Raw genomic sequence first — 23,753 nt, 5'->3', positions numbered from 1 at the left:
GTCGATCAGACCGCAGGGGCCGGCGGGATCCGGCCGACCCCGCCGAACTCGATCCACTCCTGCGTGAGCTGGCGGGGCGCGACGTCGGTGTCCGGGCGCCAGGTGGACACCTCGACCAGTCCGGGTTCGAGGACGTCCATGCCCTCGAAGAACTCCTTCACGTCCTTCTCCTGGCGGACCCGGCCCCAGTTCCCCTGCGTCACGGTGTCCATGAAGCCGGTCACGAAGTCGCGGACCCCGGCGTCCTCACTGACCAGTTGGCACATGACCATGAAGCTGCCGGGAGCCAGCCGTTCGGCGACCCGGCGGATCACGGGGACGGGCCCGTCGGCCTCGCCGTCCGGGATGCAGTGGAACACCGAGTTGAACAGCACGGCCACCGGCTGCGAGAGGTCGATCAGCCGCCGGGTGTCGGGGTGGGAGAAGATCTCCTCCGTCCGCCGCATGTCGGCGTGGACGACGGCGGTCCGGTCGTTCTGGTCGAGCAGGGCGCGGCCGTGCACCAGCACCATCGGGTCGCTGTCGACGTAGACCACCCGGCACGTCCCGTCGACCGCCTGGGCGATCTGGTGCACGTTGTTCTGGGTGGGCAGACCGGATCCGTGGTCGAGGAACTGCCTGATCCCGTACCCGTCGGCCAGGGTACGGACCACCCGCTGGAGGAAGCGCCGGTTGTTCAGGGCGAGCGCGCGCGTGCTGGGCACGACCTTGTCCAGCTCTTCGCAGGCCGCCCGGTCGGCGGCGTAGTTGTCCTTGCCGCCGAGGTAGTGGTCGTACATGCGTGCGGCCGTGGGCACCTTGGCGTCGATCGACGTGGACAACTGCTCGCCGGGCTGCATCGTTCCCCCAGATCAGTGCCGGCCGACCGACCGGCGGTCCGTCCAGGAAAGCAGAAGTTGACGTTGCCGGTCCCCGGAGGAGGGACACCGGAAGACTTTCCGGCCGAAACTCGCCCATCGTTCGCCGTGGCGGCGCGAAACCTCAAATGTTGCTCTGAACGTCTGCCCCTGTGGGTTCGGACGCGACCCCGGGGGCCATGACCTGGTCACGCCGGTGTGCCGGCCGTCGTGGGGAGCGACGCAGGGCGGGCGCGGCCGGGGCCGTGACGGAGGAGGGGACATGAGGGAGCCGGGGCGGCTGGGTACGGGCATCGGATGGCGGCCGGAGATCGCCGGGACCGTGGAGGGGATGCCCGGCGTCGACTGGGTCGAGGTCGTGGCGGAGAACCTGTGCCCCGGCCACCTCCCCGAGTCGCTGGTGCGGCTGCGCGAGCGGGGGGTCACGGTGGTGCCGCACGGCGTCTCGCTGGGTCTCGGCGGCGCCGACCGGCCCGACGAGGCGCGGCTCACCGCGCTCGCGGAACGCGCCGAGGCGCTGGGCTCACCGCTCGTCACGGAACACATCGCGTTCGTGCGGGCGGGCGGCCCGCTCACCGCGTCACCGCTGCTGGAGGCCGGACACCTGCTGCCCGTTCCGCGCACCCGGGACGCGCTGGACGTCCTGTGCGAGAACATCCGCGCGGCTCAGGCCGCGCTGCCCGTCCCGCTCGCCGTGGAGAACATCGCCGCGCTGATCTCCTGGCCCGGCGAGGAGATGACCGAGGGGCAGTTCCTCTACGACCTGGCCGACCGCACCGGCGTCCGGCTGCTCATCGACGTGGCGAACCTCCACACCAACCACGTCAACCGCGGCGAGGACCCGGCCAGGGCGCTGGACGAACTGCCCGTCGAGGCGATCGCCTACGTCCACGTCGCCGGAGGCTTCGAGCGCGACGGCGTGTGGCACGACAGCCACGCCCACCCCGTCCCGCGGCCCGTGCTCGACATCCTCGCCGACCTCGCCTCCCGGGTGACCCCGCCGGGGGTCCTCCTCGAACGCGACGAGAACTTCCCCGAACCGGCCGAACTGGAGCGGGAACTGACCGCGATCCGGGGGACGCTGGAGAAGGCGGAGGCCGCGCCCCGGCCGGCCGGGCGGGATGCGGCAGCCCCCGCGGACCGCCGCTCCGACGCCCGGGCGGACGCCGGGGAGGAGGCCCCCCGGCAGCGGGTGGCGCTGGCGCAGGCCGCCCTGCTGTCCGCGCTCGTCGCCGGGACCCCCGCGCCCGAGGGCTTCGACCGCGTCCGCCTCGGGGTGCAGGCGCGCGCCCTCGCCGCCAAGCGGGCGGACGTCGTGGCGAAGGTGGCACCGGAGCTGCCGGAGATCCTGGCCGACGGCTACCGGCCGGCGTTCCTCGCGTACGCGCAGCGCCGTCCGATGACCGGCGGCTACCGCCGCGACGCCCTGGACTTCGCCGAACACCTGCTGCTCACGGGCCTCCTGGAGGACGCCGGAACCCGGCGGCTGCGCGACTGGTGGCTGGAGCGGTCGGGTCCGGCCCCGCTCTCCGCGCGGCCCGTGGCCCGGCTGGCCCGCGCCACCCGCAGGGCACTGCTCCGCCGCTGAGCGGGCGCGCCGGACGGGTTCCCGCAGACGTGCCACCGCGTCCCGCCCCGTCCACGGCTTCCCGACCGCAACGAACGGAACATCACATACCGGTGACGGCTCCGTCCCACATCGTGAATGGAGCATGGCGCCCGCCCGGGATCGTCGCATAGAAAAATGCCATGTTCTGGGTCCTTCTCCTGATCCTCGCCTGGCTGGCGACCGGTGTCTCCTGCACCCGGCTGTGCCTGGCCGCGCTCCGCGCCGCGTCGCTCGACACCGGCGCGTCGCCCGACGCCGACGCGGCGCGCGGGCACGACCTCACGCTGTACGAGGCCGCGTTCCTGTCCGGCGGACCGGCCCGGGTGGCCGACCTGACCCTGGTGTCGATGGCCCGCCAGCGCCGCCTGCTGCTCGCGCACACCGGCTGGGCCACGGTCGTCGACCCGCGCGGACGCGACGACATGGAGCGCTCGGTCATCGGCGCGATCGGCCCCGAGGGCCAGTCCCGGATAGCACCGCTGCGGACGGCCACCGCCGCTGCCGACTCCGTACGCCGTCTCGCGGACCGCCTGGTCGCGGCCGGTCTCGCCGTCCCCGACGGGACCCGCACCACCGTCGCGGGCGGCGTCCGCCAGGTCCAGGCCGCCGCGGCCGCGGTCCTCGCGCTGGGCGCCACGGCTCTGCTGCTGCCGGGTCAGACCCCGGGCAGCGACGTCCCGGTGGCCGTCTGGTTCCTGCTCCCGCTCATCCTGACGGTGAGCTCTCTCGTCATAGCCCGGATCGAGGTGAACCCCGGCAGCCGCTGGGCCTCCCCGGCCGGACAGCGGCTGCTCGGCACCCTGGCAAGGCACTCCGCCGCGTCCGGTGACGACCGTACGTACCTCACGTCCGTCGCCGTCCTCGGCATCCGCGCGATCGGCGAGCCGGAGCTGCGGGCGGCCCTGGCGCACCGGGACCACGGCACCTCCTGACGGCGGGGAACCCGTCCTCGGCCCGCGCGGCCCGGGGGGCTGGAAGGAGCCCCCGGGGGCGCATCGGGGGCATTGGCGCCGACACCGGCGGGCGGTGCTTTACTTCGCCCGCCGCCGAACGAAGCATCCCTTCTGTCGCTGCCGCGCGCTGAAGGGATTCGCGATGAGAACCGCCGTCCTCCACGGAACCGCAGGGTCCCTGCTCCTGACCGGCCTCGTCGCCGCTCCGGCGGGCGGCGCACCGGCCCGGCCCGACCCGGCCCTGTCCGCCGGGACGCTCGGCACCGCCGTCGCCGCCGAGCGCGCCGCCGCCGCGGGCATCCGCTTCGGCAGGTGCCCCAAGGAGGAGCACCTGCCGTCGAGCCTCCAGTGCGGCACGGTCACGGTGCCCCTCGACTACTCCCTCCCCGACGGCAAGCGGATCAGACTGACCGTCAGCCGGGTGAAGGCCACCGGCAAGGACCCGCGCAACGCGAAGCACAAGGTGCCGCGCCAGGGCGCCCTCGTCTACAACCCCGGCGGCCCCGGCGCCTCCGGCATGCACTTCCCGCTGATCGGCCTCCTGCCCGAATGGAAGCGGATCGGAGCCGCGTACGATCTCGTCGGCTACGCCCCGCGCGGTGTGGGCCGCTCGGCGCCGCTGTCCTGCCGGGACCCCGAGCACCTTCCCAAGCCGCTCCTCCAGGCCCCGGCGGTCCCCTCGGAGTCGTTCAAGAAGGCGCGGATCGCGGAGGCCAAGGCGTACGCCCGCGGCTGCGCCCGGCGTACGGGCTCCGCCCTGCGCCACTACACCTCGCTCAACAACGCCCGTGACCTGGACGTGCTGCGGGCCGCGCTCGGCGAGCGGAAGCTGACGTTCATGGGTGCCTCGTACGGCACGTACTACGGTTCCCTGTACGCGGCGCTGTTCCCCTCGCACGTACGCCGCATGGTCTTCGACTCGGCGGTGAACCCCGACCCCGAGAAGGTCTGGTACGGCAACAACCTCGACCAGTCGGTCGCGTTCGAGGTCCGCTGGGCGGACTTCCGCGCGTGGATCGCCCGGCACGACAAGGTGTACGGGCTCGGCCGCACCGCCGAGGAGGTGCGGCGTTCCTACGAGAGGGCGCGGGCCAGGCTCGCCGCCTCGCCCGCGGGCGGGAAGGTGGGGCCGGCCCAGCTTCAGGGCACGTTCCTGCAGGCCGGGTACTTCGACGACCACTGGCCGCAGCGCGCGCTGGCGCTGTCCGCCTATCTGAAGGGCGACCCGAAGCCGCTGATCCAGGTGGCGGGGCCGCATCCCGAGGCGGCCGCCGAGCGGGAGAACGGCAACGCCGTCTACACGGCCGTGGAGTGCAACGACGCGCCCTGGCCGACCGACTGGCGCGTCTGGGACCGCGACAACACCCGTCTCGCGCGGGTCGCCCCGTTCGAGACCTGGGACAACGTGTGGATGAACCTGCCGTGCGCGTACTGGTCCGCGCCCCGGCAGAAGCCGCTCGACGTGCGGACGCCGCCCGGGAAGCTGCCGCCGACGCTGATCCTGGCCGCCGAGCGGGACGCGGCGACGCCGTACGAGGGTGCCAAGGAGCTGCAGCGACGGCTGGGGGGCTCGGTGCTGGTGACCGAGCGGGGCGCCGGGACCCACGGGATCGGGGGCGGCCCCAACAAGTGCGTCAACGGCCATCTGGACGCCTACCTGCTGGAGGGCCGGCTCCCCGGGCGGAACGCGGGCTGCGCCCCCCACCGGGAGCCGGTGCCGCGGTCGCGCTGACCGGCTCCGGAGAGCCGGAAGGCGGGCGTCCCGCGAAGGGACGCCCGCCTCTTCACCGGGACGGCCGGTGAGGTGCCGGGGCGGTCAGGCGAGACCCGCGACCAGGTCGGCGACGTCCTTGCGGCGGCCGGTGTAGAAGGGGACCTCTTCACGGACGTGCATCCGGGCCTCGGAGGCGCGCAGGTGACGCATGAGGTCGACGATGCGGTACAGCTCGTCGGCCTCGAAGGCCAGCAGCCACTCGTAGTCGCCGAGGGAGAACGAGGCGACCGTGTTGGCGCGCACGTCCGGGAAGCCGCGGGCCATCTTGCCGTGGTCGGCGAGCATCCGGCGGCGGTCCTCGTCGGGCAGCAGGTACCAGTCGTAGGAGCGCACGAAGGGGTAGACGCTGACGTAGTCGCGGGGCGTCTCGTCGGCGAGGAACGCCGGGATGTGCGAGCGGTTGAACTCGGCCGGCCGGTGCAGCGCCATGTTCGACCAGACCGGCTCCAGCGCGCGGCCCAGCTTCGTGCGGCGGAAGAGGTTGTACGCCTCCTGGAGCTGGTCGCTCGTCTCGGCGTGCCACCAGATCATGACGTCGGCGTCGGCGCGCAGCCCCGAGACGTCGTAGGTGCCACGGACGGTGACGTCCTTCGCGGCGAGCTGGTCGAACAGCTCCTGGACCTCGTCGGCGTAACCGGCACGGTCCTCGGGGAGCGCGTCTTTCAGCTTGAAGACCGACCACAGGGTGTAGCGGATGACCTCGTTCAGGTCCTTGGCCAGCTTGCCCTTGTTCGGGATCCTGGCGGACTCGGTGGTGGGGGCGTCGTCACTCATGGGGCTATTCTCCCGCGCCGCCGTGCAGGCTCTGCACCGGGTCGGCCCGCAGCGCCTCCAGTCCGGCGCCGTCACCGCCGAGCCCGTCGACGGCGGCGTACGCGGACGCGATGCAGGCCGGGATGCCGACCCCGTCGTACGCCGCGCCGCACACCACGAGGCCCGGCAGCTTCCCGACGTGCTCGCGGACGCGGGCCACGCGCGCGTGGTGGCCGACCGGGTACTGGGGCAGGCCGTCGTCCCAGCGGGTGACCCGGGTCTCCACCGGCTCGGCGTCGAGCCCGGTCGCCTCCCGCAGGTCGTGCCGGGACACCTCGACGAGGTCGGCGTCGGGCCTGCCGAGCACCTCCGTCTCGCCGTACCGCCCGAGGGAGGTGCGCACGACCACCAGGCCGGGATCCTGATCGGCGATCCAGCCCCACTTGCGGGAGGCGAAGGTGGACGCCTTGATGGTGTGCCCGTCGACCGGCGGCACCAGGAAGCCGCTTCCCTCGGGGAGGCTGACGTCCCCGCTGCGGTAGGCGAGGGTCACCAGGGCCATCGACGCGTACTCCACGGCGGCCAGCTCCGCGGCCGCGGCGGGGGCGTCCGCCCGCAGCAGCGCGGCGGCGGCCGGGGCGGGCAGCGCGAGGACGACCGCGTCGGCGTGCAGGACGCGGTCTCCCGCGACGACGCGCCACGCCGCGCGGGCCGCCTCGCCGTCGCCGGCCGCCGTGGTCCTGCGCAGCTCGGTCACCGGCGCTCCGGTCAGGATCTCGCCGCCGCGTGCCGTCACCGACTCGGCGACGGCGAGCGGCAGCCGGCCCACTCCGCCGTCGACGCCCATGAACACCGGGCCGCTCTGCCCGGCCGAGGCCGCCTTCTCCTGGATCTCGCGGACCGCCTCGGTCAGGGAGGTGTGGGTGCGGGCGGCGGCGTAGAGCTGGGGGACGGCGAGGCGCAGCGAGATGCGGTAGGCGTCGCCCGCGTACACACCGCCGAGGAGGGGTTCCACGAGGCGGTCGACGACCTCGCGGCCGAGGCGCGCCGCCACGTACTCGCCGACGGCGATGTCCTCGCCGACCTCGGTGCGGGGCAGGTCGGCGTCGCGCTCGATGCGGCGCAGGCCCTCGTCGGAGAGGACGCCCGCGACGGCGGACGCGGTGCCGGGTACGCCCATGACGTGGCCCCTGGGCATGGGGCGCAGGGTTCCGCGGGTCCACAGGGAGGCCGCCGCGGTGGCGGGCGGCTGGAGGTGGTCGCCAAGTCCCGCCTCCCGGGCAAGGTCCACGGCCTCCGGGCGGCGCGCCAGCATCGACTCGGCGCCGAGGTCCACGCGCGCGCCCGCGATCTCGCCGGCCAGCAGCTTGCCTCCGACGCGGTCGGACGCCTCCAGGACGGTGACGCGCGCGCCCCGTCCGAGCAGGCGGTGGGCCGCGGCCAGGCCCGCGATCCCTCCGCCGACGACCACGACGTGTCCCGAACCCGCTGGGGTGTCCTTTTCGCGCATGACCCCACCTTCTCAGATGCCCCCGGCACCTCCGGCGGCACCCGGTGTCCGGCACGAGCCCGGACCGTGACCGCATCGGAACCGGATTCGTCCAACGTCCCGGGCCGCTGCGGCGTCGAAGAAGCGTCAGTCGTCACCACCCTGGGGGTAGACCGCATGCTCACACGCAGTTCCGGACGTCCGGACCGACCCGTGCCACCCGTCCCGTCCGTCCTGTCCGCCTCACCCGTCCCACCCGGACGCACCGCCCGCCCGGCCCGGGTCCTCGCCGGGATGTTCCTCGTCACCACGCTCGCGCTGTCGGGGTGCAGCGCCGTCGATGACGCGGCCACCACCAGCAGCGACAAGGGGTACGCGCAGGACGCCGGGGACGCGAAGGCCGGCCCCGCGGAGCAGGCGGACTCGGGTGCGGCCGGCAGCGGCAGCTCGGGCGGGCGCAAGGCCGCCCCGCCCAAGGTGACGGTGAACCACATCATCCGCACCGCTTCCCTGACCGTCGAGGTCAAGGAGGTGACCAAGGCCCTGGACGACGCCCGGGCCACGGCCGAGAACGCCGGCGGCTACGTCGGCAACGAGACCACCACCCGTGACGGCAGGGGCCACGAGCGCACCCGCGTCGTCCTGCGGGTGCCCACCGAGCGTTACGACCAGGTGCTCGCCGACCTGGAGGGCGCCGGCAAGGTCGTCGAGCGGACGGCCGAGGCACAGGACGTCACCGATCAGGTCGTGGACGTGGAGAGCCGCGTGAAGTCGCAGCGCGCCAGCGTGGCCCGGGTCCGCGAACTGATGGACAAGGCGACCAAGCTCAGTGATGTGGTGGCCCTGGAAGGGGAGTTGAGCAGCCGGCAGGCCGACCTGGAATCGCTGCTCGCCCAGCAGGCGTCGCTGAAGGACCGCACGAGCCTGGCCACGATCACCCTCTCGCTGTCCGAGACCCCGGTGAAGAAGGCCGAGAAGAAGGACGAGGACCCGGGCTTCCTGGACGCGCTCCAGGGCGGCTGGGACGTGCTGGTCACCATGGTGCGCTGGCTGGCCCTGGCCATCGGGGCGCTGCTCCCCTTCGTGGTGCTCCTCGGCCTGATCACCCTGGTGTGGATGCGTTTCGTGCGTCCCCGTCTGCCCCGTCGCCCGGCCCCGGCGGTGGCTCCGGGTCCGGCCCCGAGTGCCGCCGCGCGGGCGTCGGCGGTCCCGGTTCCGGTCCCGGCTTCCCGCCCGGCTCCCGACCCGGCTCCCGACCCGGCTCCCGCGGGCGAGGCCGCGCCGCCCGCCCGCGGCGGAGCCGGGGAAGGCGGTGAGGAGGACTGAAGTGCCGGGCCCCCGTAGCGTGTTCGTATGAGCATGAGCGATACGAACGGTGCGGGCGGCGGACGTGGCGCCCGGGAACGGCTGGTCGTGATCGGGGGTGACGCGGCGGGCATGTCCGCCGCGTCACAGGCGCGCCGGCTGCGCGGTCCGGACGAGCTGGAGATCGTCGCCTTCGAGCGGGGCCACTTCACGTCGTACTCGGCGTGCGGCATCCCGTACTGGGTGGGCGGTGACGTCCCCGACCGCGACCGGCTGATCGCGCGGACCCCCGAGGAGCACCGCGAGCGCTCCATCGACCTGCGGATGCGCACGGAGGTCACCGAGATCGACGTCGCGGGCGCCCGGGTGCGTTCCCGGGACCTCGCCACCGGGGCCGAGGCGTGGACGTCGTACGACAGGCTCGTCGTCGCGACCGGCGCGCGTCCGGTACGCCCCGACCTGCCGGGCGCCGACGCGCCGGGCGTGCACGGCGTGCAGACCCTGGACGACGGGCAGGCGCTGCTCGACACGCTCACGGGGACCGGGGGCCGGCGCGCCGTGGTCGTCGGTGCCGGCTACATCGGCGTCGAGATGGCCGAGGCGCTCATCAACCGCGGCTACGAGGTGACCGTCGTCAACAAGGGCAGCGAACCCATGGCCACCCTCGACCCGGACATGGGCCGCCTGGTGCACACCGCCATGGAGGGTCTCGGCGTCACCATGGTCGGCGGCACCGAGGTCACCGGGTTCCTCACCGGCGACGGGGGGCGGGTCCGCGCGGTCGTCACGGACGACGCCACCTATCCGGCGGACGTGGTGGTGCTCGGCATCGGCGTGCGCCCCGAGACGTCGCTCGCCCGCGCGGCCGGGCTGCCGCTCGGCGAGCACGGAGGGCTGCTCACCGATCTGTCGATGCGGGTGCGCGGGCACGAGGACATCTGGGCGGGCGGCGACTGCGTCGAGGTGCTCGATCTGGTCTCGGGGCGCGAACGGCACATCGCGCTGGGCACCCACGCGAACAAGCACGGGCAGGTGATCGGCTCCAACGTGGCCGGCGGGTACGCCACGTTCCCGGGTGTCGTCGGCACGGCGGTGAGCAAGGTCTGTGACCTGGAGATCGCCCGCACCGGACTGCGCGAGAAGGACGCCCGCCGGGCGGGCCTGAAGTTCGAGACCGTCACCATCGAGTCGACGAGCCGCGCGGGCTACTACCCGAACGCCGCCCTCATGACGGTGAAGATGCTCGCGGAGCACCGGACGGGGCGGCTGCTCGGCGTGCAGATCGTCGGCCGTGAGGGCGCGGCGAAGCGGGTGGACATCGCGGCGGTGGCGCTGACCGCGGGCATGACGGTGGAGCAGATGACGATGCTGGACCTCGGTTACGCGCCGCCGTTCTCCCCGGTCTGGGACCCCGTCCTGGTGGCGGCCCGCAAGGCGGTGGCGAAGGTACGGCAGGGGGCCCGGTGACGGTCGCGGCGCTCGGGCGACCCCACCGGGCGGGCCGGCCGTTCCGGTGACGGGCGGAGCGCCCCGGCCACCGCGCCGGGCGGGCCGGCGGCCGAACAGCGGGGCCGTCGCCCGGCATCGAACGGGCCCGGTCCGCGTCGGACAGGACCGATCGGCGGGACCGCGCCCGACAGGCCCGGCGAGACCGTCGGCTCCGGGTCGGCGCCCGACCGTTCCGGACGAGACGCTCCGGGGCAGCGCGACAGGCCGGAACGGGACGGCCGACTCCGGGGCGGTGTCCGGGGTGCCGGACGAGACGACCGGCGACCGGCCCGCGTCGGACGGGCCGGTCGCCCGCGTACCGGCTAGGCGGACTCGTTCCCGGCCGTCCCGTTGATCCGGTCTATCGCCTGGCGGGCCTGTTCCGCCGGCTGGCGGGGCGGCAGCGAGGAGACCGAGCCGGCGGCGGTGGCCGCGGGCGGGGTCTGCGCCGACTTGGCGTGCGCCGCCGACCGGGAGGAGCGCAGGCGATGGCTGACGGCCTCGTCCAGGGTCACGGGCCGCTGCAGCCGGGCCGCGAGCCGTCCGGCCTCCTGGCCGAGCGCGGCGACGTCCTCCCACGGGAGGTGCAGCACCAGGGCGATCTCCGCCTCGCCGTCGGGCAGGGCGTGCATGGTCGGAGGAGTAACTCGGTCGCTCATGGCCTGTGTCCTCACGTCTTCACGTCGTCGCGTCGTCGTGCCCCGTCGCGTCGTGGCGCGGCGCGGGGGGGCTGAGAAGACATACGGCCTCGGGGGCACATGTGTTCAGTGCGTCCGGCGGGAACCGCTCCGGCGGCCGGGTACCCGACCGGGCCCTGTGCGGCGCGGATTCACCCCGCGCTTCGAGGGCAGTAGTTCCTCGTGGTCATTCCCGTCCATGACTTGAACCCGGTGCGGCGCACGCCCTACGTGACGTACGCGCTGATCGCCGCCAACGTGCTCGTCTTCCTCTACACCGTTCCTAGGGACTGAGCGGGAGTGAGTCCTGTTGCCGGGACTCACGCTCAGCCGCACGCCCCGGACGGTGTTGGGCGTGCTGGTCGCCCGCGTTCGCTCCGCGTCCAGGCGGCACGGATCGTGTCCGTGGTCCGGGGATGCGGGGGCGGGGTCCCTCACGCCCTGGGGTGTCCGGTCGGGCCTGGACGGTCCGATGCCCGTATCCATCGCTCTGGTGGGTACGGGGCGGTGCCGTCCGACGCCTGATCGGGTGCCCCAGGGCGCGCCTTCCGATCGCCACGGCGGCCGCGTCGTGGCGGGTCGTTCTCCTGGTGGTGCTGGTGAGGGGTTTCTGCCAGTGCCGGGCACCCCACTTCGAGGTATAGGCGGGGTCGACCGCCACCAGCGGGATGCCGAGCTCGGTGGCCATGGACACCAGGCGGGCGCGCAGCCGGGCCACGGGCATCCCGGAGATCAGCCGACGGAACTTCTTGCGGCGGCCGTGTTTCTCCCGGGTGGTCTCGGCAGTGAAGTCGAGGTCCTCCACCGCGATCGCCAAATGGTGGCGGCGGGCCCAGTGCAGCAGGCGGGTCAGGGCGTGGCGTACCTGGGCGTCGCGGTGGTCGGTGGTGCCGGTGAGGGTGTAGTCGAAGCGGCGTGGGGCGCCGACCGGGTTGCCATGCCGGTCCAGTCGCCAGGCGGCGAGGTGGTCGGCGTTGGTGTCGACGCCGACCAGGCCGCCTGTCCGGATGGTGGTCAGGGGCACGGCGGGGGCGGGTGGGAGGGTCCAGGAGGCGGTCAAATACCAGCGCTGGCGCTGGACGTCTTCGCGGATACGGTAGGCCACCGCCCGGTTCGCCCCGATGCGGTCGCGCCAGGTATCGCCCCGGTGGGCGAAGGACACCCTCGCGGTGAGGACGTAGCGGCCGTGCGGAGCGTTGGCCAGGCGGGCGAGCGGGGCCGGGAGCCGGATACTGACCTGCCCGTCGGGGCTGACGCGGATCGTCTCGTTGCCGTACCGCTTCCCGGACTCGCCGTCCGCCTGCAAAAACCGGCGCGACGCCTCCCACCGCCCACGCCACTCCTCCTCGCCGAGCCGGGCCTCTTGAAGATGGTGGCGGGTGTTGAGCAGCCGTTTCCCGCCCCGTACCACCCGCACCCGACCGGCCGCCCAGTCGGCCCTGGCAGCGGCCAGCCGGTCCTCCAGCACCCCCAGCCGACGCGCCTTGGCATGCCACTCCCGCCGACTCCGATAACCACCCGCAGCCCGCTTGCTGCCCTTCTCGCCCAGAGGGAGGGACAGCCGGTGCCGGATCGCGTCCACCCCGGCCTCCAACTGCCGGATATGCGCCTGCTGACCGCGCCGGGCCAGCTCCCACACATCATGCGTCGCCTTCGTCAACGACCCCGCCCACCGCGACGACGACAACCCCGTCAGCTCCCGCTTACGCGCCGCCCACGACTCGCTGTCGTGCTCCAGGCCGGCCGCACACCGCGCCTTCAGATCACCCGACGCCAGCGAACCCAGATGATCACCGACCAGCCGCAGCACCCTCTCGTCTTGAGCGCTCAGGCCCTTGAGTCGGTCCCGGACCGCCACCCCCGACGGACCGGGCACCACGAACGACGCCCCCACCGACCGCAGACCACCCACACCGCCACCCCCAGCCCCATCCAGCCCGAACAACCCCTCACCCCACCCAACGACCACCACCCACAGAGGTCACGCATTCGAGGAAGGAACCCCCGTTCCCTCCCGCACCTCGCACGAGCAGAGGCCATCGACACTCACTCACACGCGCCAGAACACGCTTACGCACAGTCGACAGGCAACAGCTGCCAACCCCCGGTCTGGCCGGATCGGCGGCGGGCGACAGCGCCCTGTCGCGGCTGTGTCATCTGCAGGCGTTCATGGACCACTACGCCGCCGTGCCGCAGGAACTGATCCACCATCGGACGCCCGGCCCGGTGCCCACCGGCGAGGTCGGCGGCGGGCCGCACGGCCCGGGCTGTGTGCTGGGACCGCGGGACTACGGCAAGTCGCCGCCGCTGTCGGTGCTCACGGCCATGTTCCTGCACGGGAGCTGGCTGCACCTGCTGGGCAACATGCTCTTCCTGCTGATCTTCGGCAACAACGTCGAGGACCGGCTCGGACACGTGCGCTTCACGCTGTTCTACGGGGCGTGCGGTTTCGCTGCGACGTACGGCTTCGCCCTGGTCAACGAGGACTCGGGCGATCCCCTGATCGGCGCCTCGGGGGCGGTCGCCGGGGTCCTCGGCGCGTATCTGGTGCTGTATCCGAGAGCCAGGGTCTGGGTCCTGGTGCCGTTCCTGGTGTTCCTGCCGCTGCGGCTGCCCGCCTGGCTCGTGCTGGGCTTCTGGTTCGTGCTCCAGGCCGCGTACTCGTCCGGCGCCGCCGTGCCCTCCGCGGGCACCGTGGCGTACGCGGCGCACGTCGTCGGCTTCCTGGTCGGCATGCTCCTGGCCTGGCCGCTGCGGCCGGGCACCCCGCCACCGCCCGAACCGCGCCGCCTGCTGTGGGGCAGACAGGCACGGCACGGCTGGTGAAGGGGCGGAGGGGGCCTAGCGGGCCGTCTGCGTGTGGACGTACTCCACGAGACGGGTCAGCGCGTCCGGGTCCATGCTCGGCATGACACCGTGCCCGAGGTTGAAGACGTGGCCCTCCAGACCGGCGGCGGCGTCGAGGACCTCACGGGTCTTCGCCTCGACGGCCTCGGTGGAGGCGAACAGGACCGCGGGGTCGAGGTTGCCCTGGAGCGCCTTGCCGGGGCCGACGCGGCGGGCGGCCTCGTCCAGCGGGACGCGCCAGTCGACGCCGACGACGTCCGCGCCGGCCTCGCCCATGAGGCCGAGCAGCTCACCGGTGCCGACGCCGAAGTGGATGCGCGGCACGCCGTAGGAGGCGACGGCGTCGAAAACCTTCGACGAGGCGGGCATCACCGAGCGGCGGTAGTCGGCGGGGGCCAGGGCGCCGACCCAGGAGTCGAAGAGCTGGACGGCGCTCGCCCCGGCCTCGATCTGCACCTTCAGGAAGGCGGAGGTGATCTCGGCGAGACGGTCGAGCAGATCGGCCCACAGCTGCGGGTCGCTGTACATCAGCGCCTTGGTGTGCTCGTGGTTCTTGGACGGGCCGCCCTCCACGAGGTAACTCGCGAGGGTGAAGGGCGCGCCCGCGAAACCGATGAGGGGGGTCTCGCCGAGTTCGGCCGTCAGGAGCCCGATCGCCTCGGTGACGTACCAGACGTCCTCGGGGCTCAGATCGCGCAGCTGGGCCAGGTCGGCACGGGTGCGGATCGGGTTCTGGACGACCGGGCCGACGCCCGGCTTGATGTCCAGGTCGACGCCGATGGCCTTCAGCGGGACCACGATGTCGCTGAAGTAGATCGCGGCGTCCACGTGGTGCCGGCGGACCGGCTGGAGCGTGATCTCGGCGACCAGGTCGGGCCGCATGCAGGACTCCAGCATGGGGACGCCCTCGCGCACCTTGAGGTACTCGGGCAGTGAGCGCCCGGCCTGCCGCATGAACCACACCGGCGTGTGCGGCACGGGCTCGCGCCTGCACGCCTTGAGGAAGGCGGACTCGTACGTGGCTGTCGGCTGCTGCCCGGCGGGGCTGTGGTTGGCGCTCACGACGGAAAGTCTCCCACGGTTCACGGACGCCCCCGCCCCGGGTTCCGGCACGCCCGCCGTCCCCGCTCCGGGCCTCCGGACGTCCCGCCGACGGGACGGTGCCCGCGCGGCGTGATCCGGACAGGGGTCCCACGCACGGGTGTCTCTCCCTGCGCGCGGGCTCCGTTCCCCTTAATCTTCCCGGCATGGCTGCGGCTCAGGGACGACTGTCGGACGGCGCTGGCGGAATGGACGAGGCGAGGGGGAAGAAGGAGGGGGACAGGAATGCGGCGGAGACGGCCCCGTTGCCCTTCCGGGCGGCCGTCGAGGCACTGCGGGCCGCCCGGCCTCGGCCGGACATCGAGATCGACCCGACACGACCACCGCAGCGCCTGGCTCCGTACGCGTACGCGCTGGAGGCCGCGGTCGTCGCCGACGACGAGGACCTGGCGGACGGCCGCCTCGTCCTGCTGCACGACCCGGCCGGGCACGACGCCTGGCAGGGCTCCTTCCGCCTGGTGACCCTGGTCCGCGCGGAGCTGGAGCCGGAGATGGCCGCCGACCCGCTGCTCCCCGAGGTCTGCTGGTCGTGGCTGACCGGCGCGCTCCAGGCCCGCGGCCTCTCGTACGGCGAGCCGAGCGGCACCGTGACCCGCGCGAGCTCGCACTACTTCGGCGGGCTCGCGGAGCGCCCGGCCGCCTCGCAGATCGAGATCCGCGCGTCCTGGACGCCCCGGGAGGGGCTCGGCGGCGTACCGGACACCGCCGCGCACCTCGCCGGCTGGTGCGACCTGCTCTGCCAGGTCGCCGGGCTTCCGCCGGTGACCCCGGGCGACGCCTCGGTGGTCACCCTGCCGCAGCGCCGGGGACCGCAGTCCCGCTAGACCACCGCCGGACCACCGAGAGGGGCGCGCCGACGCGCGCCCTTTCCGTTTTCCCGCCGCCCGTTCCCTCACGTCCGCATGTCGATACGACCACTTTCGGCCGCGTATCGACGCGGAACGATACGGAACGAATCGGTTCGATCTTCGGATGATCGATCGCGCGTCCGAATTGCGCGGATTTTTACTCACCCCATCGTGATCATTCTCTAAAGGTCGACAGGTTTAGTGCCGAAGACGTCTGTGACCTTGAAAGCACGGTTCGTCCTGGCTCGCCCCCCAGAGCCGGTCCCGTCCCGCACCCCAGGAGGCCTGGTGTCCGTTCTCCTCGAGCAGCCCGCAAGCCTGGTCGCCTACCGCCCGAACAAGCCGACCGCCATGGTGGTCGTGGCCGACCCCCGGGTCCGTTCCACCGTCACCCGCCACCTGTGGGCGCTCGGAGTGCGCGACGTCATCGAGGCGTCGTCCGTCGCGGAGGCCCGTCCCCGAATCGGCAACCCGCGCGACATCTGCGTCGCCGACGTCCACCTGCCGGACGGTTCCGGCCTCACCCTCCTCTCCGAAACCCGAGCCGCGGGCTGGCCCAACGGCCTCGCCCTCTCCGCCGCCGACGACATCGGCGCCGTGCGCAACGCCCTCGCGGGCGGCGTCAAGGGCTACGTCGTCACCGGCACCCGTACGAACGTCGGGCTCCCCACCCGGCCCGGCGCCGCGCCCATCGGCTCGGCCGCCGCCCGCATGCACCGCCGCCCCCCGGGTGCCCCGAGCCACCCGGGCGGCTACCGCGAACTGTCCGGACGTGAGGTCGAGGTCCTGCGACTGGTCGCGGAGGGCCAGTCGAACAAGGCCATCGGCGTCTCCATGGGCCTGTCCGCGCTGACCGTCAAGAGCCACCTCGCGCGGATCGCCCGCAAGCTCGGCACGGGCGACCGCGCCGGAATGGTCGCGGTGGCCCTGCGGACCGGAATCATCCACTGACCCCTCCTCCGCCTCCTGCGTCCCTGCCCACGCCCCCTCCTCCCGGTGCCCCGCCCCCCGGCACCGAGCGGCCTCCCCTCCCCCGGCCGCCTCCCGGCGCGTGAACCGCGCCTTGCGTTCACCTGACTGGTTTACGACCATCCGACGCCCGTCGACGGAACGTTCCGTCGACGGGCGTCGTCCATCCACGGATACTCTTGACAGGTGACCGACGCCCAAGAGACCGCAGCAGACAGCTCACTGCGAACCACCGGAGGCGGCCCTCCGGACGACGTCGAATCGGCGCCGACCCCTTTGCTCGAGCCCCGAGAAGGCATCCCGCCGGTGATCGCCGACGACGCCGCGCTCGCCGAGGTGATCGCCGCCTTCGCCGCCGGCTCCGGCCCGGTGGCCGTCGACGCCGAGCGCGCGTCCGGGTACCGGTACGGCCAGCGCGCCTACCTGGTGCAGCTGCGCCGCGAGGGCGCCGGAAGCGCGCTCATCGACCCCGTCGCCTGCCCCGACCTGTCCGCTCTCGGCGACGCCGTCTCCGGAGCCGAGTGGGTCCTGCACGCCGCCACCCAGGACCTGCCCTGCCTGCGCGGCATAGGCATGGTCCCCACCAGCCTCTTCGACACCGAGCTGGCCGGACGCCTGGCCGGGTTCCCCCGGGTGGGCCTCGGCGCCATGGTCGAGAGCGTCCTCGGCTTCGTCCTGGAGAAGGGGCACTCCGCCGTCGACTGGTCGACGCGCCCGCTGCCCGAGCCGTGGCTGCGCTACGCCGCGCTCGACGTGGAGCTGCTGGTCGACCTGCGCGACGCCCTGGAGAAGGAGCTCGACCGGCAGGGCAAGCTGGAATGGGCCCGGCAGGAGTTCGACGCCATCGCCCAGGCCGAGCCCGCGCCGCCGCGCAAGGACCCCTGGCGCCGCACGTCCGGGATGCACAAGGTGCGCCGCCGCCGGCAGATGGCCGTCGTGCGCGAGCTGTGGGAGACCCGGGACCGGATCGCGCAGCGCCGTGACATCTCACCGGGCAAGGTCCTCGGGGACGCGGCGATCGTCGAGGCGGCGCTCGCCGTGCCCGCCAACCTGCACGCCCTGGCCGCCCTGAACGGCTTCGGGCACCGCATGGGCCGGCGCCAGCTCGAACAGTGGCAGGCCGCGGTCGACCGCGCGAAGGCGCTTCCGGACTCCGAACTGCCGCAGCCCGGACAGCCGGTGACCGGGCCTCCCCCGCCGCGGGCCTGGGCCGACAAGGACCCGGCCGCCGCCGCCCGGCTCTCCGCCGCGCGGGCCGCGGTCTCGGCGCTGGCCGAGCGGCTGAACATGCCGCAGGAGAACCTGATCACGCCGGACACCGTGCGGCGCGTGTGCTGGGAGCCGCCCACGGTGCCGGACACGCAGTCCGTCGGCGCGGCGCTCGCCGCCTGCGGTGCGCGGCCCTGGCAGATCGAGCTGGTCACCCCGGCACTGGTGACCGCGCTGGCGCTGAAGACCGTCTAGGACAGGCCCTAGTCGCGCCGGTCGCGCGACGCCGTACGGAGGGCCTCCTGATCCGCCCCGGCTCAGGAGGGCCTTTCCTCAGGAGGGCCTTTCCCTGTCCGCGGTCTCCCCCGCGTACCGCCGCGCCCGGGCCACGACCGCGCGGCGCGCCCCCGCGCGCCGGTCCCGCGTCGCCGCGCCCGGCGCACCGGCGTGCGCCGAGCACTCCGTACGCACCGCGCGCACCCGATCGGACGTACCGGCCCGGTCGGGTGCGCCGACGCCCTCCGGTCGCGCGCCGGACCCGGGCCGCCCCACCCGCGCGCCGGCCCCGGCACCCCGCGCCGTCGGCACTACGCCGAACGGGTTCTCGCGGCGGGGTCGGCGCGTCGAACGGGCGACGAGATCACGCCAAGATCCCGGGGCTCCCGAGCACGCTCCGCTTCCCCGGCCCCGGGCTCGCGCGAAGCGGCGTCGCGGCAGGCCGCGGGGCCGCGGGCGGAGCGCCGGCCGCGGGGCGCGGCACGGCTGACACCGGGTGACGGGCCGGTGCCGGGACGGCCGGGCGCGAGAGGCCGGGCCGGAACTCACGGGCCTTCCGGATGTGACCTTCGCCGCTCCGGGCCGCGGGACTGGGCAGGCTGGTTACTCGTAAGTAGCATGGTGCTGAGCGCGCGCTCAGGCGTGTGTCGCGCAGCAGTGCCATCCCGCATCTGGAGGAGAGCCATCGTGCCTCGTACCGTCAGGGACGTCGTCTTCGTCGACGGCGTCCGCACCCCGTTCGGCAAGGCGGGCCCGAAGGGCATCTACCACGAGACCCGCGCCGACGACCTCGTCGTGAAGGCCATCCGGGAGCTGCTGCGCCGCAACCCCGGTCTTGACCCCAAGAAGATCGACGAGGTCGCCATCGCCGCGACCACGCAGATCGGCGACCAGGGTCTGACCCTGGGCCGCACGGCCGGCCTCCTCGCCGGACTGCCGCAGTCGGTCCCGGGCTACTCCATCGACCGCATGTGCGCGGGCGCGCTGACCGCCGTCACCTCCGTCGCGGGCTCCATCGGCTTCGGCGCGTACGACGTCGTCATCGCCGGCGGTGTCGAGCACATGGGCCGTCACCCCATGGGCGAGGGCGTGGACCCGAACCCGCGCTTCGTCAGCGAGAAGCTGGTCGACGAGTCCGCCCTGTTCATGGGCATGACCGCCGAGAACCTGCACGACCGCTACCCCACCATCACCAAGCAGCGCGCCGACGAGTACGCCGTGCGCTCGCAGGAGAAGGCCGCCAAGGCGTACGCCGACGGCAAGATCCAGCAGGACCTGGTGCCGATCTCGGTGCGCAACACCAACCCGGACGCCGGTGAGACGGGCTGGGGCCTGGTCACCGCCGACGAGCCGATGCGCCCGGGCACCACGCTGGAGAACCTGTCCGGCCTCAAGACCCCGTTCCGTGTGCACGGCCGGGTCACCGCCGGAAACGCGGCTGGTCTGAACGACGGCGCCACCGCGTCGATCATCGCCAGCGAGGACTTCGCCCGCGAGAACGGCCTGCCCGTCAAGATGCGCCTGGTCTCGTACGCCTTCGCGGGCGTCGAGCCGGAGGTCATGGGCTACGGCCCGATCCCGGCCACCGAGAAGGCCCTCGCCCAGGCCGGTCTGTCGATCGAGGACATCAACCTCTTCGAGATCAACGAGGCCTTCGCCGTCCAGGTGCTCGCCTTCCTGGAGCACTACGGCATCGCCGACGACGACGCGCGCGTCAACCAGTACGGCGGCGCCATCGCCTACGGCCACCCCCTCGCCTCCTCCGGCGTCCGTCTGATGACGCAGCTGGCCCGCCAGTTCGAGGAGCAGCCTGAGGTCCGTTACGGCCTCACCACCATGTGCGTCGGCTTCGGCATGGGCGCCACGGTGATCTGGGAGAACCCGCACCACAAGGACGCCGGAGGCGACAAGTGAGCACCGCTGAACTCCTCAAGGGAGCAGCCGAGCTGTTCCCCGACGAGGTCGTGACCTCGGCGAACGTACGCCACCTCGACCTGCCGTTCGGTGCCGGGCGCTTCGCGCTCATCACCCTCGACAACGGCTTCGACCACACCAAGCCGACCACCTTCGGCCCGGCGTCGCTGGCGAACCTGAACACCGCCATCGACCAGGTCGAGCGGGAGGCCGCGGCCGGCGAGATCGTCGGTGTCGGCGTCACCGGCAAGCCGTTCATCTTCGCGGTCGGCGCCGACCTCAAGGGCGTCGAGCTGCTGAAGCGCCACGAGGACGCGCTCGCCATCGGCAAGGGCGGCCACGAGGTCTTCAAGCGCCTCGCGGGCCTCGCGGTCCCGACCTTCGCGTACTACAACGGCGCGGCGATGGGCGGTGGCGTCGAGGTCGGTCTGCACTGCACCTACCGGACCGTCTCCGCGGCCCTGCCGGCCTTCTCGCTGCCCGAGGTCTTCCTCGGTCTGGTCCCCGGCTGGGGCGGCTGCACGATCCTGCCGAACCTGATCGGCGCGGACAAGGCCGTCTCGGTGATCATCGAGAACTCGCTGAACCAGAACAAGCAGCTCAAGGGCGGTCAGGTCTACGACCTCGGCATCGCCGACGCGCTCTTCGAGGGTGCGGACTTCCTGGAGCAGTCGCTGCTGTGGACGGCCTCCGTCCTCAAGGGCGAGATCGCGATCGAGCGTCCGGAGATCGACCGCGGCGAGGCCTGGGACCAGGCCGTCGCCCGTGGCCGGTTCATCGCCGACAGCAAGGTGCACGGGGCCGCCCCGGCCGCCTACCGCGCGCTGGACATCATCGCCGCGGCCAAGGACGGCGACCTGCAGAAGGGCTACGACGCCGAGGACGTGGCGCTCGCCGACCTGATCATGGGCGGCGAACTGCGCGCGGGCATCTACGCCTTCAACCTGGTCCAGAAGCGCGGCAAGCGTCCGGCGGGCGCGCCGGACAAGTCCCTCGCGCGCCCGGTCACCAAGGTCGGCGTCGTGGGCGCGGGCCTGATGGCCAGCCAGCTCGCCCTGCTCTTCCTGCGCCGCCTCGAGGTCCCGGTCGTCCTCACGGACATCGACCAGGAGCGCGTCGACAAGGGTGTGGGCTACGTCCACTCCGAGATCGACAAGCTGCTGCTCAAGGGCCGCGTCAACCAGGACAAGGCCAACCGCCTCAAGGCCCTGGTCTCCGGTGTCCTGGACAAGGCGGAGGGCTTCTCCGACGCGGACTTCATCATCGAGGCCGTGTTCGAGGAGATCGGTGTCAAGCAGCAGGTGTTCGCGGAGGTCGAGGCTGTCGCCCCGGCGCACGCGATCCTCGCGACCAACACCTCGTCCCTTTCCGTGTCGGAGATGGCGTCGAAGCTGAAGAACCCCGAGCGGGTCGTCGGCTTCCACTTCTTCAACCCGGTCGCGATCCTCCCGCTCCTGGAGATCGTGCGCGGCGAGAAGACGGACGACGCCTCGCTGGCCACGGCGTTCGCCGTCGCCAAGAAGCTGAAGAAGACCGCGGTCCTCACCAAGGACGCCCCGGCGTTCGTCGTGAACCGCATCCTGACCCGCTTCATGGGCGAGATCCAGAACGTCATCGACGAGGGCACCCCGGTCGAGGTCGCCGAGAAGGCGGTGGAGCCGCTCGGCCTGCCGATGTCTCCCCTCGTCCTCCTGGAGCTGGTCGGTCCCGCGATCGGTCTGCACGTCTCGGAGACCCTCAACCGGGCCTTCCCGGACCGCTTCACGGTCTCCCCGAACCTCGCGGCCGTCGTCAAGGCGGGCAAGCGCGGCTTCTACGTCTACGACTCCGGCAAGCCGGAGCTGGACCCCGAGGTCGCCGCTCTCCTCCAGCAGGGCGACGTCGTCCTGACCGAGGAGCAGGTGCGGGACCGGGTCCTCGACGCGGTCGCCCAGGAGATCGGGCTCATGCTCGACGAGGGCGTCGTCGCCGAGGCCCAGGACATCGACCTCTGCCTGATCACCGGCGCGGGCTGGCCCTTCCACCTGGGCGGCATCACGCCGTACCTGGACCGCGAGGGCGTCTCGGAGCGCGTGACCGGGAAGCGTTTCCTGGACGCGGGCGTGGCGTCGGTTCCGGCGTAACGGCCTTGTAGCTCAAGGGAAGAGGGCCTCCGCCACCCGGCGGGGGCCCTCTTCCCGTTGCGCGCCGGCGCGCCGGGCCCCGGATCACCCGGGCCGTGTGACGGTCCGCCAGGCAACGCCCGGCCGATGTCGCCGACCCGGGACGCACACGCGCCCGAACGCATGTCTATAGTGCAGGTCAGCCCGGCAATGCACGGACCGGCCACTCCCCCGCCCGAGTCCTCAGGCCATCGACATCGCCCGTACCAGGGCACGACCAGCTAGGACCCGGACCAGGATGAACCATGTCCCGACGCCCCAGCCCACCACGTCCGACGTTCCGCCCGGGGACGGTGGCGGGAGGCGGAGAGCCGGACCCGAGCGCACCGGCGGCCGTCGGATCGGCAGGAAGATCCTGCTGGGTCTGACCGTCCTCGTCCTCGCGGCCGGAGGCACCGGCTACTGGCTCTACAGCGGCCTCGACGGCAACATCAAGGGTGTCGACCTCGACAAGGCCATCGGGGACGACCGGCCGGCGAAGCTGCCCACCTCCGGGCAGAACATCCTGGTCCTCGGCTCCGACTCGCGCGCCGGAGCCAACGCCGCGCTCAAGACGGGCGACGTCTCCGGGGCGCGTTCCGACACCGCGCTGGTGATGCACATACCCGAGGGCCGTCAGAAGGCCGTCGCGGTCAGCATCCCGCGCGACACCCTGGTGACCCGCCCCGAGTGCACCGAGGACGACGGCACGAAGGTCCCGTCCGCGAAGCGGGTCATGTTCAACTCCGTCTACTCCCAGGTCGGTTCGGCCTGCGTGGTGAAGACCGTGGAGCAGATCTCCGGAATCCGCATGGACCACTACATGGAGATCGACTTCGCCGGCTTCAAGGACCTGGTGGACGCGATAGGCGGCGTGACCGTCACCGTGGACAAGGACATCCGCGACAACTCCAGCGGCCTCGACCTGACCGCCGGAACGCACCGGCTGGACGGCACGCAGTCCCTCCAGTTCGTACGGACCCGGCACGGTGTCGGTGACGGCAGCGACCTCGGACGCATCGGTCTGCAGCAGCAGTTCATGACCGCGCTGCTCTCCGAGATCAAGCAGCAGGACCTGCTGGGCAGCCCCGCGAAGACGTACGGGATCGCCGACAGCCTGACCCAGGCGCTCACCACCGACTCCGAACTCGCCTCGCTCACGGCGCTGGCCGAGTTCGGCCGGAGCATGAACGGCGTCGACCCCGCCACCATGGAGACGATCATGCTCCCGGTGGCGTACGACAAGGCCGACCCGAACCGGGTGGTGGCGGCCGAACCGCAGGCCTCGGCCCTGTGGAAGGCGCTGCGCACCGACTCCGAGGTCCCCGAGTCGGCGAAGAAGTCGCCCGCCACCGGCGGGAGTTCCTGACCCGCCGGACGCCGGGCGGCCGTGCCCGGGGGCTTTCCTCCAGCGTCGAGGGCCCGGCCGGGGCGCCCCCGGGGGGCCGGCGCGCCCCCCCCCCCCCCACCCGGGGCGCAACCCCCCCCCCCGCCCCAACCCCGGGAGCCCCCCGACCGAGAGGGCGGGGGGGCGGGGGGTTGC

At 73.0% G+C, this 23,753-nt stretch carries 17 protein-coding genes and 2 pseudogenes; 13 read left to right on the top strand and 6 right to left on the bottom strand.

The genetic code is table 11. The features are described from left to right. Positions 1–5 precede the first annotated feature (5 nt). The gene (locus tag ACFW6B_RS35300; protein WP_386602786.1) at positions 6–839 is read right to left on the bottom strand and encodes an SAM-dependent methyltransferase; all 834 of its coding nucleotides are present in this window, start codon (positions 837–839) and stop codon (positions 6–8) included. Positions 840–1,119: 280 nt separating this feature from the next. Between ACFW6B_RS35300 and ACFW6B_RS35295 the strand changes: the two genes are divergently transcribed. The 3 genes from ACFW6B_RS35295 (at position 1,120) to ACFW6B_RS35285 (ending at position 5,151) form a co-directional block, all read left to right on the top strand. After that, positions 1,120–2,445, top strand: a complete 1,326-nt coding sequence (locus ACFW6B_RS35295; RefSeq protein ID WP_386602784.1) for a DUF692 domain-containing protein — start codon at positions 1,120–1,122, stop codon at positions 2,443–2,445. A 161-nt stretch (positions 2,446–2,606) separates the two neighbouring features. After that, positions 2,607–3,398 carry a TIGR04222 domain-containing membrane protein gene (locus tag ACFW6B_RS35290; RefSeq protein WP_386602782.1) on the top strand — a complete coding sequence of 264 codons (792 nt, stop codon included), beginning with the start codon at positions 2,607–2,609 and terminating at the stop codon, positions 3,396–3,398. Between the two features lie 163 nt (positions 3,399–3,561). Then, positions 3,562–5,151 carry an alpha/beta hydrolase gene (locus tag ACFW6B_RS35285; RefSeq protein ID WP_386602780.1) on the top strand — a complete coding sequence of 530 codons (1,590 nt, stop codon included), beginning with the start codon at positions 3,562–3,564 and terminating at the stop codon, positions 5,149–5,151. Between the two features lie 84 nt (positions 5,152–5,235). Here the strand turns inward: ACFW6B_RS35285 and hemQ are convergent, their stop codons facing one another. Both hemQ and hemG read right to left on the bottom strand, forming a co-directional pair. Then, on the bottom strand, positions 5,236–5,967 hold the full coding sequence (gene hemQ / locus ACFW6B_RS35280) for a hydrogen peroxide-dependent heme synthase (protein WP_386602778.1): 732 nt from the start codon (positions 5,965–5,967) through the stop codon (positions 5,236–5,238). Positions 5,968–5,971: 4 nt separating this feature from the next. Further along, positions 5,972–7,456: a protoporphyrinogen oxidase gene (gene hemG, locus ACFW6B_RS35275; RefSeq protein WP_386602776.1), complete on the bottom strand. Its 1,485-nt coding sequence runs from the start codon at positions 7,454–7,456 to the stop codon at positions 5,972–5,974. Positions 7,457–7,729: 273 nt separating this feature from the next. Between hemG and ACFW6B_RS35270 the strand changes: the two genes are divergently transcribed. Then, positions 7,730–8,761, top strand: a complete 1,032-nt coding sequence (locus ACFW6B_RS35270; protein ID WP_386602855.1) for a DUF4349 domain-containing protein — start codon at positions 7,730–7,732, stop codon at positions 8,759–8,761. 27 nt (positions 8,762–8,788) lie between these two features. Continuing rightward, positions 8,789–10,207 (top strand): FAD-dependent oxidoreductase, encoded by a 1,419-nt coding sequence (locus ACFW6B_RS35265; RefSeq protein ID WP_386602774.1) that lies wholly within the window; start codon positions 8,789–8,791, stop codon positions 10,205–10,207. A 344-nt stretch (positions 10,208–10,551) separates the two neighbouring features. On the opposite strand, the gene ACFW6B_RS35260 is transcribed toward ACFW6B_RS35265, so the two are convergent. Further along, positions 10,552–10,887 (bottom strand): hypothetical protein, encoded by a 336-nt coding sequence (locus tag ACFW6B_RS35260; RefSeq protein WP_386602773.1) that lies wholly within the window; start codon positions 10,885–10,887, stop codon positions 10,552–10,554. Positions 10,888–11,088: 201 nt separating this feature from the next. Here ACFW6B_RS35260 and ACFW6B_RS35255 point away from each other — a divergent pair. Beyond that, positions 11,089–11,184: pseudogene (locus ACFW6B_RS35255) on the top strand (rhomboid family intramembrane serine protease); the annotation flags it as partial. Between the two features lie 4 nt (positions 11,185–11,188). On the opposite strand, the gene ACFW6B_RS35250 reads toward ACFW6B_RS35255, so the two are convergent. Beyond that, positions 11,189–12,817: an IS200/IS605 family accessory protein TnpB-related protein gene (locus ACFW6B_RS35250; RefSeq protein WP_386602771.1), complete on the bottom strand. Its 1,629-nt coding sequence runs from the start codon at positions 12,815–12,817 to the stop codon at positions 11,189–11,191. Between the two features lie 188 nt (positions 12,818–13,005). On the opposite strand from ACFW6B_RS35250, the pseudogene ACFW6B_RS35245 reads away from it, so the two are divergent. Then, positions 13,006–13,731: pseudogene (locus ACFW6B_RS35245) on the top strand (rhomboid family intramembrane serine protease); the annotation flags it as partial. A 15-nt stretch (positions 13,732–13,746) separates the two neighbouring features. Here the strand turns inward: ACFW6B_RS35245 and hemE are convergent. Continuing rightward, positions 13,747–14,814, bottom strand: a complete 1,068-nt coding sequence (gene hemE, locus ACFW6B_RS35240) for a uroporphyrinogen decarboxylase (protein ID WP_386602769.1) — start codon at positions 14,812–14,814, stop codon at positions 13,747–13,749. A 185-nt stretch (positions 14,815–14,999) separates the two neighbouring features. Here hemE and ACFW6B_RS35235 point away from each other — a divergent pair, with 185 nt between their 5' ends. The 6 genes from ACFW6B_RS35235 (at position 15,000) to ACFW6B_RS35210 (ending at position 23,579) form a co-directional block, all read left to right on the top strand. After that, positions 15,000–15,677: a DUF3000 domain-containing protein gene (locus ACFW6B_RS35235; protein ID WP_386602767.1), complete on the top strand. Its 678-nt coding sequence runs from the start codon at positions 15,000–15,002 to the stop codon at positions 15,675–15,677. 312 nt (positions 15,678–15,989) lie between these two features. Further along, complete coding sequence (locus ACFW6B_RS35230) at positions 15,990–16,652, top strand: response regulator transcription factor (RefSeq protein ID WP_019073943.1); 663 nt, start codon at positions 15,990–15,992, stop codon at positions 16,650–16,652. 204 nt (positions 16,653–16,856) lie between these two features. Further along, complete coding sequence (locus ACFW6B_RS35225; protein WP_386602765.1) at positions 16,857–18,134, top strand: HRDC domain-containing protein; 1,278 nt, start codon at positions 16,857–16,859, stop codon at positions 18,132–18,134. A gap of 708 nt (positions 18,135–18,842) precedes the next feature. Next, positions 18,843–20,069: a thiolase family protein gene (locus ACFW6B_RS35220; RefSeq protein WP_386602763.1), complete on the top strand. Its 1,227-nt coding sequence runs from the start codon at positions 18,843–18,845 to the stop codon at positions 20,067–20,069. Further along, entirely contained in the window at positions 20,066–22,192 is a 2,127-nt protein-coding gene (locus tag ACFW6B_RS35215; RefSeq protein ID WP_386602761.1) for a 3-hydroxyacyl-CoA dehydrogenase NAD-binding domain-containing protein, read from the top strand. The genes ACFW6B_RS35220 and ACFW6B_RS35215 overlap by 4 nt, the downstream gene beginning before the upstream one ends. A 277-nt stretch (positions 22,193–22,469) precedes the next feature. Further along, on the top strand, positions 22,470–23,579 hold the full coding sequence (locus tag ACFW6B_RS35210; RefSeq protein ID WP_386602759.1) for an LCP family protein: 1,110 nt from the start codon (positions 22,470–22,472) through the stop codon (positions 23,577–23,579). The last annotated feature ends 174 nt before the right edge of the window (positions 23,580–23,753 follow it).

This window comes from Streptomyces sp. NPDC058751 (assembly GCF_042746485.1).
Lineage (GTDB): Bacteria > Actinomycetota > Actinomycetes > Streptomycetales > Streptomycetaceae > Streptomyces.
The sequence above is the reverse complement of the archived record's forward strand: the minus strand, read 5'-3'. Positions and strand labels throughout refer to the sequence as shown.

Coding starts and splice junctions, on each gene's coding strand:
- ACFW6B_RS35260 (WP_386602773.1), bottom strand. CDS start 10,887: ATGAGCGACCGAGTTACTCCTCCGACCATGCACGCCCTGCCCGACGGC.
- ACFW6B_RS35235 (WP_386602767.1), top strand. CDS start 15,000: ATGGCTGCGGCTCAGGGACGACTGTCGGACGGCGCTGGCGGAATGGAC.
- ACFW6B_RS35265 (WP_386602774.1), top strand. CDS start 8,789: ATGAGCATGAGCGATACGAACGGTGCGGGCGGCGGACGTGGCGCCCGG.
- ACFW6B_RS35300 (WP_386602786.1), bottom strand. CDS start 839: ATGCAGCCCGGCGAGCAGTTGTCCACGTCGATCGACGCCAAGGTGCCC.
- ACFW6B_RS35270 (WP_386602855.1), top strand. CDS start 7,730: ATGTTCCTCGTCACCACGCTCGCGCTGTCGGGGTGCAGCGCCGTCGAT.
- hemQ (WP_386602778.1), bottom strand. CDS start 5,967: ATGAGTGACGACGCCCCCACCACCGAGTCCGCCAGGATCCCGAACAAG.
- ACFW6B_RS35290 (WP_386602782.1), top strand. CDS start 2,607: ATGTTCTGGGTCCTTCTCCTGATCCTCGCCTGGCTGGCGACCGGTGTC.
- ACFW6B_RS35295 (WP_386602784.1), top strand. CDS start 1,120: ATGAGGGAGCCGGGGCGGCTGGGTACGGGCATCGGATGGCGGCCGGAG.
- ACFW6B_RS35285 (WP_386602780.1), top strand. CDS start 3,562: ATGAGAACCGCCGTCCTCCACGGAACCGCAGGGTCCCTGCTCCTGACC.
- hemG (WP_386602776.1), bottom strand. CDS start 7,456: ATGCGCGAAAAGGACACCCCAGCGGGTTCGGGACACGTCGTGGTCGTC.
- ACFW6B_RS35210 (WP_386602759.1), top strand. CDS start 22,470: ATGAACCATGTCCCGACGCCCCAGCCCACCACGTCCGACGTTCCGCCC.